Source organism: Streptococcus suis, assembly GCF_046032515.1.
Classification (GTDB): domain Bacteria; phylum Bacillota; class Bacilli; order Lactobacillales; family Streptococcaceae; genus Streptococcus; species Streptococcus suis_AL.
The window spans coordinates 1-13,581 of the sequence record NZ_JARQPJ010000014.1 but is presented as its reverse complement, the minus strand read 5'-3'; the positions used below and the strand labels follow the sequence as shown (position 1 = coordinate 13,581).

16 protein-coding genes and 1 pseudogene are annotated in these 13,581 nt (G+C 45.0%); 1 reads left to right on the top strand and 16 read right to left on the bottom strand.

Features of this window, described 5'->3' with window-relative positions:
• Nucleotides 1-14: 14 nt before the first annotated feature.
• From P7J49_RS07330 to P7J49_RS07260, 15 genes are all read right to left on the bottom strand, one after another.
• On the bottom strand, nt 15-1,103 hold the full coding sequence (locus P7J49_RS07330; protein WP_408570281.1) for a nucleotidyltransferase: 1,089 nt from the start codon (nt 1,101-1,103) through the stop codon (nt 15-17).
• A complete protein-coding gene (locus P7J49_RS07325) occupies nt 1,100-1,846 on the bottom strand; it encodes a class I SAM-dependent DNA methyltransferase (RefSeq protein WP_408570279.1) in 747 nt (248 codons plus the stop codon). The genes P7J49_RS07330 and P7J49_RS07325 overlap by 4 nt, the downstream gene beginning before the upstream one ends.
• A gap of 122 nt (nt 1,847-1,968) precedes the next feature.
• Complete coding sequence (gene rsfS, locus P7J49_RS07320; RefSeq protein ID WP_408570278.1) at nt 1,969-2,328, bottom strand: ribosome silencing factor; 360 nt, start codon at nt 2,326-2,328, stop codon at nt 1,969-1,971.
• Between the two features lies 1 nt (nt 2,329).
• The gene (locus tag P7J49_RS07315; protein ID WP_408570276.1) at nt 2,330-2,839 is read right to left on the bottom strand and encodes a cysteine hydrolase family protein; all 510 of its coding nucleotides are present in this window, start codon (nt 2,837-2,839) and stop codon (nt 2,330-2,332) included.
• A complete protein-coding gene (locus tag P7J49_RS07310; protein ID WP_408570274.1) occupies nt 2,836-3,291 on the bottom strand; it encodes a GNAT family N-acetyltransferase in 456 nt (151 codons plus the stop codon). The genes P7J49_RS07315 and P7J49_RS07310 overlap by 4 nt, the downstream gene beginning before the upstream one ends.
• A 2-nt stretch (nt 3,292-3,293) precedes the next feature.
• The gene (gene yqeK / locus P7J49_RS07305; protein WP_408570272.1) at nt 3,294-3,881 is read right to left on the bottom strand and encodes a bis(5'-nucleosyl)-tetraphosphatase (symmetrical) YqeK; all 588 of its coding nucleotides are present in this window, start codon (nt 3,879-3,881) and stop codon (nt 3,294-3,296) included.
• Nucleotides 3,878-4,510: a nicotinate-nucleotide adenylyltransferase gene (locus tag P7J49_RS07300; RefSeq protein WP_408570270.1), complete on the bottom strand. Its 633-nt coding sequence runs from the start codon at nt 4,508-4,510 to the stop codon at nt 3,878-3,880. Before P7J49_RS07300 ends, yqeK begins: the two co-directional genes overlap by 4 nt.
• Before the next feature lie 12 nt (nt 4,511-4,522).
• Complete coding sequence (yhbY, locus tag P7J49_RS07295; protein WP_004195298.1) at nt 4,523-4,834, bottom strand: ribosome assembly RNA-binding protein YhbY; 312 nt, start codon at nt 4,832-4,834, stop codon at nt 4,523-4,525.
• A gap of 57 nt (nt 4,835-4,891) precedes the next feature.
• Nucleotides 4,892-5,998, bottom strand: coding sequence for a ribosome biogenesis GTPase YqeH (yqeH, locus tag P7J49_RS07290; protein ID WP_011922650.1), 1,107 nt, complete (start codon nt 5,996-5,998; stop codon nt 4,892-4,894).
• On the bottom strand, nt 5,999-6,526 hold the full coding sequence (locus P7J49_RS07285; protein WP_099809818.1) for a YqeG family HAD IIIA-type phosphatase: 528 nt from the start codon (nt 6,524-6,526) through the stop codon (nt 5,999-6,001).
• A 110-nt stretch (nt 6,527-6,636) separates the two neighbouring features.
• Nucleotides 6,637-7,314, bottom strand: coding sequence for an SEC10/PgrA surface exclusion domain-containing protein (locus P7J49_RS07280; protein WP_408570268.1), 678 nt, complete (start codon nt 7,312-7,314; stop codon nt 6,637-6,639).
• Between the two features lie 117 nt (nt 7,315-7,431).
• Complete coding sequence (locus tag P7J49_RS07275) at nt 7,432-8,061, bottom strand: copper homeostasis protein CutC (protein ID WP_408570266.1); 630 nt, start codon at nt 8,059-8,061, stop codon at nt 7,432-7,434.
• 49 nt (nt 8,062-8,110) lie between these two features.
• The gene (locus P7J49_RS07270) at nt 8,111-9,019 is read right to left on the bottom strand and encodes a DMT family transporter (RefSeq protein ID WP_408570264.1); all 909 of its coding nucleotides are present in this window, start codon (nt 9,017-9,019) and stop codon (nt 8,111-8,113) included.
• Nucleotides 9,020-9,094: 75 nt separating this feature from the next.
• Nucleotides 9,095-10,576, bottom strand: coding sequence for a UDP-glucose--hexose-1-phosphate uridylyltransferase (galT, locus tag P7J49_RS07265; RefSeq protein WP_408570262.1), 1,482 nt, complete (start codon nt 10,574-10,576; stop codon nt 9,095-9,097).
• A 9-nt stretch (nt 10,577-10,585) separates the two neighbouring features.
• Nucleotides 10,586-11,758 (bottom strand): galactokinase, encoded by a 1,173-nt coding sequence (locus tag P7J49_RS07260; RefSeq protein WP_408570260.1) that lies wholly within the window; start codon nt 11,756-11,758, stop codon nt 10,586-10,588.
• Nucleotides 11,759-11,890: 132 nt separating this feature from the next.
• Between P7J49_RS07260 and P7J49_RS07255 the strand changes: the two genes are divergently transcribed.
• On the top strand, nt 11,891-12,889 hold the full coding sequence (locus P7J49_RS07255) for a LacI family DNA-binding transcriptional regulator (protein WP_408570258.1): 999 nt from the start codon (nt 11,891-11,893) through the stop codon (nt 12,887-12,889).
• A 302-nt stretch (nt 12,890-13,191) separates the two neighbouring features.
• On the opposite strand, the pseudogene P7J49_RS07250 reads toward P7J49_RS07255, so the two are convergent.
• Nucleotides 13,192-13,347: pseudogene (locus tag P7J49_RS07250) on the bottom strand (putative holin-like toxin).
• Between the last annotated feature and the right edge of the window lie 234 nt (nt 13,348-13,581).

Genomic DNA, 13,581 nt, shown 5'->3' with positions numbered 1-13,581 from the left:
CTTTATTGAATTCATCACTCCACCCTCACCGGCACGCGCCCATAGGTCTGCTCTGCCATTGCGTCAGCGCCGAGTTGATAGACCACATCCGCCTGCTGGGTCAGGCTGTCCCAGGGCTCTTTTCCGATCCGCGTCACCAAGCCCACCCACTCCTTGACCTGCTTGAGATAGGCCTGGCCACGATTCGTGAAGCCCAGCACATGAACCGCATCTGGCAAGGGAGCTTCCACCGCATTAACCAAGATGTAGGTCAGCACCCGCCGCACCCGCGCCTTGGTGTAGCGCTTGGTCGCAACAGCATCCACTAACTCCTCCACGGTCGCTACGCTCCCAATAGCAGAGCGGATACGACTGGCTAGTTCTTCGTTGACTTGAAAGACCTGACTGAGATCTGGGTGGGTCGCAATCTGGTAGCGGAGCAGCGGAAAATAATTTCTCCAGCTTACCTTGGTCGCCTCTTCAAAGAGATTGGCAGATGGTAAAAAGTCACGCACCAAGTCCAGCTGGTCAGCACCCTTGCGGATAGCTATCGCCGAGGCGTAGGACGTTTCCACCTCTTCCGAATGAAAACCAGCTCCCTGCCGTTGAACAGGGCTGAGCTGAATGCCTGTCCCTGCCACCGCCTTGGCGTAAGCCAGAGCCAGAATATGGTTGGGCGTATCACCTGTGAAAGTCAGCCCAGCAAACTCCTGCCACATAGCCTGGGTCTTCTGTGGATAAGAGAGATTGTCTGGCAAGTTTTTCACAAAATTTTCCATCTCTTCCGACTTATCCACATAGATATCCGCAATTTTCTGGTAATCCAGCATTTCTTCCGTACCGAAAACCAGTTTTTCCACACCCAGCTTGTGTAAAATGCTGATTGCTCCCTTGGCGAAATGGTCAGCCGACTGGACCGACACCAAAAAGGGCATCTCAACAACAAGATCTGCCCCGTGTTCCAAAGCCATCTGAGCCCGTGTCCACTTATCCACAATGGCTGGCTCACCCCGTTGCATAAAATTGCCAGACATAACTACAATTTTCAGCCCCTCGGCCTGTTCCAGCAGGTATTTATGACCTGTATGGAAGGGATTGTATTCTGCAATAATCCCTGAAATCATGCCTTGACCGCCTTGAAAAACCACCGCTGGCTAGTTTCTGTCGGAGCTTGATTTTCAAAGTCCGCAAAGACTTCCACAGAAGCAAATCCAGCTTGTTTCAATAATTTCACATAGGTTTCAATCGGATAGGTCCGCTCTTCATGAACTTCATCCCGACGGATAAACCGCTCCTCTTGACTGTCTTCATCTTTGACAAAGAAGGTCAATTCGTGAACAATCGAATGTGCATGCTCCCCCTCATAGGTGTCCCAGACAAAGGCAAAATCCTCATAGTTTTCATGGTAGCTATAACCTGCAAAGCCCTCCTCCATTTGATAGATGGAATGAACGTCAAAAAGGAAAGTACCACCTTGATTGAGAACAGAGTGAACTCCTTCAAAGACCCGTAAAACGGCTTCTTGGTCCGCCATGTAGCACAGACTGTCCGAGTAACAGGTCACCGCATCAAAATCTCCAACTCCTTCCAGAGCCATCATATCTGCCTGGGCCAATTCCATCATGACACCAGTAGCTTCTGCTTTTTTCTGGGCCAATTCCAACATTTCATAGGACAGGTCAAGCCCTGTCACCTCATAACCCTTTTGAGCAAAACGTACAGCCTGAAGCCCTGTCCCACAGGCCAATTCTAAAATTGTCTTGGTGTCTTGTGGCAAGTTCCGCAAGCTAAAATCTGTCCATTTATCATACAAGCTGTCATCCATGATTTCATCATAGACCGCCGCAAAGGTTTCATAAGTTGCCATATTTTTCCTTTCATAAAAAGCAGCCAATCGACTGCTTCATTAACTCATGCTGTGTTCAAGAAGTCATAGTTTTGAGTTGTTAACAAACTCTTTTTGACTAGTCGAGTTCTCTCCCGCTTCCACTATTCCTCTTCTAAAAGTTCTGCGACTTCTAGGAAGCTGCCTTCGTGCCATAATTTTTCAAGGTTATAGAGGTCACGCATTTCTTCTGAGAAGATATGAACAACTACGCCGCAAAGGTCCAAAAGGACCCAGCCACCGTTACTATCGCCTTCTACACGGCTACCTTTGATTCCAACTTCCGCTACCTTTTCACGGATGTTTTCCGCAATAGCCTCCAACTGGCGACTATTCATGGAACTGGCAATCACAAAGTAGTCTGTCAGGCTGGTCACGCCTTGAACATCAATTACAACAAGGTCCTCAGCTCGCTTGTCATCAGCAGCCTGAACCACAACTTTTACTAAATCTAGTTCTTTCATCTTATCCTCTAATTATATTTTCTAATTTATCCACCTGGGCAAAATTCCATGACCAGATGTTTTGGTAGTGGTCAATCAAGTCCTTGGCATCCAATTTTCCTGAATAACCTGTTGTCGTTCCGCCCTGAATCACTGCTACCTTGTAGCCTAGTTCAAAGGCTACTTTAATCGTCGTGTCAATGCAAAAATTTGTCGCCATGCCCATGATGATGAGCTGCTCAATTCCCTTTTCCTGCAAATAAGCATGAAGCCCTGTTTCCTTGAAGGCGCTATTGAAGATCTTATCGAAAATCTTCTCACTAGCTAAGGGGGCAACAGTTGAGTGAATCTCCCAGTCAGCAGTCCCTTCGACCAATTCTTTGTCATGATGCCGGACATGGATGACCTCTAGCCCCGCTTGACGAGCTTGAGCAAGGCAATCTTGCCAGAGCCGAAGCCGATTTTCAATTCCATAGGGCTTGCTTTCTACAGGCAAATGCTGAATGTCAATGACTAACAATGCTGATTTCAAAACTTGCCCCCAGGCGTTTCCAAACGGAACACCAATTCCCTTTCTTCTTCAAGATCTAAGACAAAACCATTTTTCTCCAAGAGTCTTGCCATCTTTTGGTTGCCCTTGACATAGGAGACAATCAAATGATTGCAGACAGGGTGCTTCTGAGCCAGTTGAATAACAGCTTCCAAAGCAGCCTGACCATAGCCCCTTCCTTGAAATTCTTGACCAATCATAAACCGCCAGAGCATATACTGCTGGATGTCCTCATCAATATCAATCAAGGCAAAGCCAATAACCCGCTCATCTGCCCAGATGGCATAGGGAAAGACATCACCATTCATTCTGTATAGCCAGGCATCCGCCAAGGAACGCACGTTGGGAGCCACGAAGCCCTTATCTGCCTCGGCTACTGTCAAGTCCAAGACAGCTTGATAGGAGCTTTCATCCACAGGTTTTAATACAATCATCCCTACTCCTTCAAATATGTAACATAGCCATTATAGGTTTCCAAGGTTTGTGGATAAATAGGAATTCCTTTCTTGGCTAAGTAAGAAATGGTTTGGGCAGTTTCATAGGCTACTGCCTTGTCCAAGGACTCTCTTGCGATACGACGCGCCTCGTCCACCCCAGGAAAATCCCGATTAGGTTCGATGTAGTCCGCCACATAGAGCACCTTGTCCAGCAAGGTCATCTGCCCAGCACCAATGGTGTGTCGTTGAATGGCTTGGAAAATCTCCTCATCTTTCAAGCCAAAATCTTCTGCAATTTTATAGACGCCAACCACACCGTGCCAGATATTATTATCCCAGTTGAGCAGGTCCTTGTCCAAATCATACTTGGCAATCAAGTCCAGAAAGACTTGGTCTTCCACTTCCTTAGCATAGTCATGCAAGAGTGCTGCCAGACTGGCTTTTTTCGGATCACAGCCATATTGGTCTGCCAAGGCAAGCGCCGCCTGCTCCACACCCAAGACATGTTGGAAGCGCGCTGGCTTCATAGCTACACGGATTTTTTCCAAAAGAGCCTGACGGTCAAATGTCAAATCTGCTGCAATCATTGGTAAAGTCCTTTTTCTTCGATATAGTCCAGAACTTCATGAGGCACCATAAAATTCGGCACTCGTCCTTGCTTGATAAAGCTCCGCACCATGCTGGATGAAATGTCCATCAAGGGCACATCTACCCAGATAACCGGATAGGACGTCCCCGCCTTGTAACGAGGACGCTGGACACCAACAAACTGCACCAACTGGACCAATTCATCAATCCTATGCCATTTTGGCAGGTAGTCTACCATATCTGCACCGATGATAAAATAATAATCCGTATCAGGATTTTTTTCTTTCAACAATTTCATGGTGTCGTAGGTATAGCTGACACCACGGCGTTCCAGTTCAATGGTTTCGATCCCCAAGCCCTCGATACCTGCAATAGCCATCTTGAGCATGGAATAGCGATGGTATTCGTCAATGGTTTCTTTTTTATCCACATGAGGCGGAATGAATTCTGGCATGAACAAGACTTCATCCAGCTTCAACTGTTGACGGACCTGGTCTGCCACAATCAAGTGAGCATTGTGGACAGGGTTAAAATTCCCCCCCAGAATACCTACTTGTTTGCGATTGGTTTCTTTCTTTTCAACCTCTAATTCAACCTTGGTAAAGGGTGTTAAGAGTTCAATAGCCATAGGCTCTCCTTCTTAGATTTCTTTGACCTGTTTGGAAATTTTACGGTTCTCTTTCTTGCTAGATTGTTTGAATAAAATCAGGATGCGACCGATTTTTTGGACCGTATCCACACCGATTTCTTCTTCCAAGATTTCAGCTACTTCGTGGATGTTTTCATCCGTATTTTGTAGCAAGGTCACCTTGATCAATTCACGCGCGTCCAGTGCCTGACGAACACTGGTTTTAATTTGGTCATTGAGACCATTTTTCCCAATCTGAATGATGGGTTTGAGACTGTGTGCCTGACTGTTCAAAAAGGCACGTTGTTTTGAAGTTAATGACATCTATTTTTCCTATGTTTCTATAATTTATTGGCTAACAAATGCAGCCAGTACGCACATCTAGATAATGGCTTTGCGGATCACCACATCCACACCCTTAGGTGCCCAGGCAGCAATCTTAGCCTTTTCATTGACACGAATCCAACCAAGACCAGAGAAGACCACATCCGTCTTTTCGTTGATGGTAAATTCATGACGGACTAATTCAGGAAATTCTTTCAATTCCTTGCTGGTTGGCGGCACTAAAAGTGAGCCCGCATGTTTCTGGTAAAATTCACTAGCCCCCTGCAGTTTGGTGCGGTGGAGCTGCAATTCATTGTCAAAGAAGGCCGTAAAGCCTTGGCGTTCACCAGCCACAAAGTCAAATCGTCCCAGACCAGCCAAGAACAAGGTTTGTTCTGGATTGAGCTGGTAGGTCTTTGGCTTGATTTCTTTCCGAGGGCTGATGTACTTAAGGTTTTTAGCCGTCAAATAATGGGCCATCTGGTGACGATGGATAATTCCTGGCGTGTCATAGATGTACGAACCATCATCCAAAGGAATTTCAATCTTATCCAGCGTCGTTCCAGGGAAACGTGAAGTCGTAATGACATCCTTGTCCCCTGTGATTTCTTGAATAATAGCGTTGATCAAGGTTGACTTGCCGACGTTGGTCACGCCGACCACATAGACATCCCGTCCCTTACGGTGTTGTTCAATTTTTTCAATCAAGTCCTTGATAGCCTGCTTGTTTTGGGCCGAAGTCAAAACCACATCAACTGGTCGCATGCCGATTTCATGTGCCCGCTCGGTCAACCACTGAGTAACCTTGCCTGTCTTGACAGACTTGGGTAAAATGTCCTGCTTGTTGCCGACCAAAAGCACGTCATTTCCAGAAATAAAGCGAGGTAAACCTGGAATGACCGAACCATTGAAATCAAAAATATCAATGACATTGACCACCAAGGCATCGCTTTCTCCTACGCTATGGAGGAGTTTCAAGAAATCGTCATCCGAGATATTGACATCTGAAATCTCATTATAATGGCGCAAACGGAAACAACGTTGGCAGTAGAGTTGCCCTGTTTCCAGGCCTTTTTCTAGGGCTGATTGAGGTGTAAAACCAGCGACAGCCTTGTCTAGCGTCTGAATCTGGGCACCACAGCCGATACAAAATAATTCTTCCACTTACATCTCCCTCTTGTAGTCTATCGCTCCATATTTAGCGATGATTTTTTTCATGGTCCGTCGCTCACGCCAACGGTTAATCTGCGTATTAATCGAATCCGTCTGAATCAGAGGTTTGACCAGCACAGACTTGAGCCCAGCTCGCTTAGCAGCCCGAATATCTGTCATCAACTGATCCCCAATCATAACCACCTCATGCGGCTGGACATCAAAGCGTTTCAAAGCACGGTTAATCCCAAAGGTGAAAGGCTTGAGAGCGAAGGCTTCAAATTCAATCCCAAATTTTTCAACCGCCCGTTTGACACGTTCGTATTTATTGTTAGACACCACAACAACAGGAATACCTGCGTCCTGCAAATCATGTAACCACTGGCGCATCTCTGGCGTACCATCGGGATTATTCCAAGCAATCAAGGTATTATCCAAGTCAACAAACACTACTTTTATGCCATGTTTTTTCAAGCTTTCGACGGTCACGTCATAAGCCTTTTCCAAGGCAAAATCCGGCATGTAATTTTCTAAACTCAATGTCGTCTCCAAAGTTTTTTATCAGATAATTATACCATTTTTCTAGGAAAAAAGCGAATAGATAGCCAAAAGGAAAACACCCGGTGGAGCCGAGTGCCTATTCTACGAAGCTATTTGCTTTCTAAAATCCAATCCTTAGGAATGAAAATCATATGGGTCAACAACCAATCAATATCCAGTGAATATTTCGAGAAGGCAAATCCAATTTCCTCAACACCAGAATCATCCTCATCCATGCCTAAAATCGTCGTCGCATGACCATAGTTCGCATGACTATCATCAAAGAGGCGCCAAATCAAAGCCTTGTAAACCAATTTTTTGGCATCATAAAGCGTATAAGCCTCTCGATATTCTGAAAAGGCTAAACAGTCCTTGCCTTTGGGTTCGACACCCTTAAGTTGAGCAATAGCAATCAAGCTATCATAGTTGTGATAACGGAGGGAGCTACTCAAGGATTGAGCCAACCTGTCTGCATAGTCCAGGGCTAAATCACTCACCTCCACAGCCACAGTTCCCAACTGTTCTCGCAGTGGATTGAGCAAATTCGCAGCAAAGCGAGCTAACTCTTCACGGATCTCTTGAGGTAAATTCTCTATATCTTCCAGAATAACCTCCCTTTCCTGCTCAGAACCCTTGTAGACATTGATGTCTAGCCCCTGCTCACCCAGTTTTTCCAGTTCAGAATCAAAACCTGTTTTCCCTGCTCGAACATATTGAGCGAGAGTTTCATAGTAACCTTCTGGCAAGATGATACGTTCTAAGTTATCAGCTCTTTCAATGATTGTCATAGATTTCTTCCCCCGTATGTTTGATATTCTTATTGTAACAAGGTAAGGGGAAATTGTAAACCTTTTCAACTTTTATTACATATTTACACCAAGTATATGAATACAAGTAATTCATCGCTACCAAAACAAACGGGTTCCATGAACCTGGTCAACTGGCAATTTTTCTAACAAATCAGGTACATTGTCCACCGTCAAGCCACCTCCAATTAAGATTTCAAGCTTGCCTTGGGCATAGGAAACAAGCTCCTGCAACCAATCGACATTGTTCAAGGCAGACCCTGTCAAACTGCCTCTTGTCAAAATCCGTGTCACTCCATGAGCTGCCAGCCAATCAAGAGCCTCAAATTGACGTTGGCGAGGGATTTGATCAAAAGCCATGTGAAAAACAATTTGGCAACCCTGCGCCACAGCAAACAACTGCTCCAAAGCGACTTCATCCAGCCAATTATCCTCTGTCAAAACACCAAATACTAAGCCATCTGATCCTAGTTCTTTGGCAACCTTACAGTCTTCAACCATCATTTCAACCTCTGCTTCATCGTAGCAAAAATCTCCACCGCGAGGGCGAATCATGGTCATGACTGTGGCTTCATTCTCATGAGCCAGTTGACAAACATGTTTGACCACTCCATAACTCGGCGTCGTCCCTCCGACTGCCAAATTATCGCAGAGTTCAATCCGCTGGGCACCCATTGAGATAGCTTTGGCAAGATCTACGTGGTTTTCCGAACAAAATTCTTTTATCATTGCAATTTCCTCTTATGTCTTTTACTTTAGTATATCAAAAAAGAGTATATTAACCAATACTCTTCTCTGAAATAATAATATCCTTTAATGAAATAAGAAGAACAGCTCCTAATATCAAGGCCATGCCCAGAAAATCAATCGGATAAAAACGTTCATTGACCAACCATACCGCAAAAAATACTGAGGCGATTGGTTCGATAGAAGCCAATAGACTACCATTGACAGGACCAACCATACTGACACCTTTGAGAAAGGCCGTATAGGCAAAAATCGTCCCGACTCCGACAATCCCAAATAAGCCCAATAGACTACCACCATCAAGCGGTAGATTGCCCTGCCAGGTCTGTAAACCAAAAGTAACCATCAACCCTCCCATCAACATGCCCAGACCAATGACTGACAAACTACCATACTGGTCAATGACTTGGGCAGGTAGGATAATATAGAGAGCATAGGTCAGGGCTGAGAAAAGTCCCCAGGCTAAACCAAGCGGGGTAATCGCTAGTTCCGTCAACTGTCCATGGGTTGCAATGAAAAAAGTTCCTACAATTGCCAAGACAATCGAAATCACTTCAACCCCTGTCGGTCTTTGCCTGTCCTTCAAGCAGGTATAGGCTAGCACTAAGATGGGGCAGAGGTATTGGAGAACTGTTGCCGTTGCCGCATTTGTATAAGCAATGGCCTGTAAATAAGCCAGCTGATTGAGGGCTAGGCCAAACAAGGCAAAGAAACATACAGCTAGCACGGCGCGTCCATTTTTCAAGAGTGCCAGCAAATTTCTCCTAGCTGTCACAGCACACATACCGAGCAAAACAAGTCCTGAAACCATCAGGCGCATGGAGGTGATCAACTGTACAGACATGCCTCGTCCGATTAAATACTGTCCACTCACCCCTGACAAGCCCCAGGCTATACCTGCTATTAATGTAATCAGTGTCCCCAATCTCTTTTCCGCCATCATATCTCCTTCTCACACTGTGAATACTTTCATTATACCAAAAAGAGCAGGATAGCGTCCCACTCTTTCTTACATTTATATTGCTAAACCTACAAATTCTACGAATCGTAGAAAGGCTGCCTGTCCTTCTGGTGTTCGTTTGTAGACCCCTGCATCTTCTAATACACGCGCAAAAATTTGTCCCACTGACTCACGAACAACTTGTTCGACAGTTTCTTCCGTCACATCTGGGTGAGCTGTTTTCAGGCTTTCCGCCCAAGGCTGATGATAGTCAGCCACCTGACTATCTTGACCCAGTAAGAATTTTTCTACTTCAGCCAATTCTGCCTTTAAGCGTGGAGGTAAAATCGCCAAGCCCATTACCTCAATCAAGCCGATATTTTCTTTCTTGATATGTTGCACATCTGGGTGTGGATGGTAGATGCCATCTGGAAACTCTTCTGAGGTCTGATTGTCGCGGAGAACCAAATCCAGCTCGTACAAATCTCCTCGTTTCCGAGCAATCGGGGTGATGGTATGATGGGGAGTTCCATCCGTTTCAGCCTTAATCTGAACGCTATCATCTGAGTAGCTCCGCCATTTTTCCAAAATCTTAGTCGCTAAACCAAGAAGCGATGGCTTATCTGCTGAACTCAAGCGAATCACCGACATGGGCCACTTGACAATCCCTGCCGAAACGGACTCAAAGCCGTCGAAGACTAGCTGGCGCTCAATCGGTGCCTTTTCCATGGCAAAACTGTGCCGCCCACCTTGATAGTGATTGTGGGTCAAGATAGAGCCACCCGAGATTGGTAGGTCGGAGTTGGAACCGACAAAATAGCCTGGCAACAAATCTAACAAGTCCAAGAGTTGCTCAAATGTTCGCGGACTGATGACCATCGGCACATGTTCCTGATTTAGGAAAATAGCATGTTCATTGTAGTAAGCATAGGGCGAATACTGGAAGCCCCACTTTTCCTGTCCAAGCTCCAATCGAATAATGCGGTGGTTGGCGCGTGCAGGATGATTAATCCGACCCTGATAGCCCTCATTTTCCATACAGAGTAGGCATTTGGGATAATTGCTCGCTTCAGCTTTCGTAGCAGCTGCAATAGACTTGGGATCCTTCTCAGGTTTGGACAGATTGATCGTGATTTCCAAATCCCCATACTCTGTCGAAACTTGATAATAGATATTTTTCGCAATCGCAGCCATCTTGATATAGTCATTGCGCTTGCTCAATTCATAGAAGTCACCAATCGCTTGCTCTGGACTATCCTGATAGGTCTGCCAAAAATCGCGATTGACCTGACTAGGACTTGGCGTGATTAAGTCCATCAAACAAGCCCCAACCATGTCCTGCTCTTCCAGTAATTCACCCACAAAACCAGTTCGAACTCCATGAGCCAATAGTTCATCTTTTAATTCAATCAAGTCCTCTAAATCTGTTTGAACAGTCAGAACCTGTTCTCCCACCAAAGCCAAGACCCGATTTCGCAGGTAAAGAGCATCCATTTCCTCAAAATCACTGTTGGCAATAACCTGCTCAACAAAACGATCCACCAATCCAGCCATCATTTCTCCAATCTATTTACGAGATAGAACGCGAGAGCCTCCAGCAATCTCCGCTACATAAAAGCTTGGTTCATAGCCAACCACTTCAGTATAGGTCTTGCCGACATTTTCCGTGAAGGCTTCAACCTTATCCTTGTGGACAATGGCAATACCACAGCCGCCGAAGCCAGCTCCTGTCATCCGAGCACCAAGAACTCCTTCTTGCTCCCAAGCTGTGTGAGCCAAGGTATCCAATTCCAAACCAGTCACTTCATAATCATGCTCCAAAGAAACATGGGAAGCATTGACCAAGCGACCAAAGGTTGCCAAATCCCCTTCTTCCAAGGCTTTACGCGCCTGCAAGGTCCGTTGGTTTTCCAAGACAGCATGGCGGGCACGTTTGATACGGTTCTCATCTTTGATTAAGTAACTATATTGGTCAAAGGTCCACTCATCCAATTCACCTAGAGTTTGAATGGTCAAGACTGCATTCAATTCTTCCACAGCTTTTTCGCATTCTGCCCGACGCTCGTTGTACTTAGAATCCGCTAATTCACGACGTTTGTTGGTGTTCATGATCACAATCACATGGTCACCCAAATCCAACGGCACCAATTCATATTCAAGCGTATTAGTATCTAGATAAATGGCACGTTGGTCTGCTCCCATACCGATCGCAAACTGGTCCATGATTCCAGAATTGACACCGATAAAGTGATTTTCCGTTTGTTTCCCAATTTTCACCAAATCAAGACGAGTCAATTCAAGACCATACAATTCTTCTGCGATGATGCCAATTAAAAGTTCCAAGGAAGCTGATGAAGACAAGCCTGATCCGTTTGGAATATTTCCGTAAACAAAGACTTCCATACCTGTATCAATGCTGTGCCCTGCTTCTTGCAAGAACTTGAGAACACCCTTGGCATAGTTGGTCCAGTTATCTGCCTTATCAAAGACCAGATTGTTCAAATCCACTTCGATAATCCCAAGTTCTTCAAAGTTAGCAGAATAGAAACGCAAAACTTGGTCATCACGTTTGCGAGCAGCTCCGTATGTTCCCAAGGTAATGGCTGCTGGAAAGACATGACCACCATTGTAGTCTGTATGCTCACCAATCAAATTAATCCGACCAGGTGAGAAGAAAGTCGCATCTGCCTCTTGACCAAACACATCAAGAAAGGCCTGCTTGAGTTGTTCTGTGTTCATAAGAACCTCCTAGATTTTGTAATCGTTTTCTTTTATTGTACAACTCAATAATTTAAAAGTCAATATTTTTACTAAATTTTTACTAATTTTATATTTTATGCTATACTAGAGACAAATAAACAGGAGAAGAACATGGTTACAATCAAAGACATAGCAAAACAAGCCCACCTATCCTCTGCCACCGTTTCCCGCGTTCTCAAGGGAGACCTGACCCTATCCGTCAGCCAAGAAACCCGCGACCGCATTTTCAACTTGGCACAGGACCTGGGCTACACCAAACACCTCAAAAAACAAGCTCCCCAACAAAAAGGCACCATCGGCATTGTCCAATGGTACACGGAGAGCGAAGAGCTGGCTGACCTCTACTACTATTCCATCCGTGCCAGCATCGAGCAGACCGCCAGCCTTCTCGGCTATCAAATCATCCGCTCCTTCAACGACTTGACCAATCCCCTCCTTCAAGGATTGGATGGCATCATCGCAGTTGGCAAATTTTCTTCTGGGCAAATAGCAGAGCTGGCTAGCTTATCACCCAAACTGATTTTTGTGGATTCTGATACGCTGACTGAGGGATTCTCCTGTGTCACGACTGACTTTGAACACTCTGTACAGACCGTTATCAACCACTTCCGTTCACAAGGTTTGACAGACATTGGCCTATTGGTCGGACAGGAAGAAACCACAGATGGACACCAACTGCCAACAGATCCCCGCCTGACTGCCTTTCGTGACTACCTAGACACCTTGGGCATTCTCCAAGAAAGCTATATCTATCAAGGAAAATTCTCCACCCAATCAGGCTATGAGCTGATGAGCCAGGCTATCGAGGACTTAGGCGACCAACTACCGTCAGCTTTCTTCATGGCCAATGACACCCTGGCGGTCGGTGCCCTGCGTGCTTTACAAGAACGTCAAATCGCAGTGCCAAATAGAGTCCAACTAATCGCCTTTAACGACACCGCCATCACGCGCCAGGTCTATCCAGCCCTGTCTTCCATCAGTGTCTTCACCGAGGAAATGGGCCAGGAAGCCATGCAACTGCTGGACCGTATCATAACAAGTCCAACGCCCCACCATCCCCGTAAGATTAAACTAGGTACCCAGCTGGTAATACGCGAGAGTTCTTATTGATAAGGAAATTTTCCATCATTCCGTTACTTATATTGAATTTTATACAAGTGGTTTGATACCGAGTACGGCTTTTCAATAAGTATTAAAGATGTTAAACTTCTTGTAAAACTTGTACTAAAATTTGCATAGCACATGCTCATAGCCAACATGAACAGATTATTTGCATTTTACAAGTAATCTGTTATAATGGATATAGAAAAAGGAGCTGGACGGCAATCCAGCCCCAAATGTAGAACCGTTAAAAAGACGGTGGCTCAGTTTAGATTATTTAGAAATAACCGTTACTGTCCAAAGTTTGACGGTTATTTCTTTTTGTCATTATCTTTGAAGATTTTATAGCACAAGCCAATCAATGCAATAGTAAAACTACCAAAGCCTAGAATAGTTTGCACAACTTCAAAAGCTGTCAAAAGATGCTACTCCTTTCCGTCAGATTTTGATGAATTGCCCATAGGCATCACCTCACTTTCAGAAAATCAAGAGCTACCGTCTTCACTTTTCTACTCATCTAGTATATCATATTTTATTCCTAAAAATTGTTGAAACTAGCGTAGTCTTTCCGAAACTTTTAGGAATCCAAAAAAATCTTCCTACTATCTAAGTAAGAAGATTTTTTATTGGCTCTATAATTTCTGTAGTGGGTAAAACCACCGTGGAGATTATGGAGCCTTTTTAAGTATATACAAAAAGTC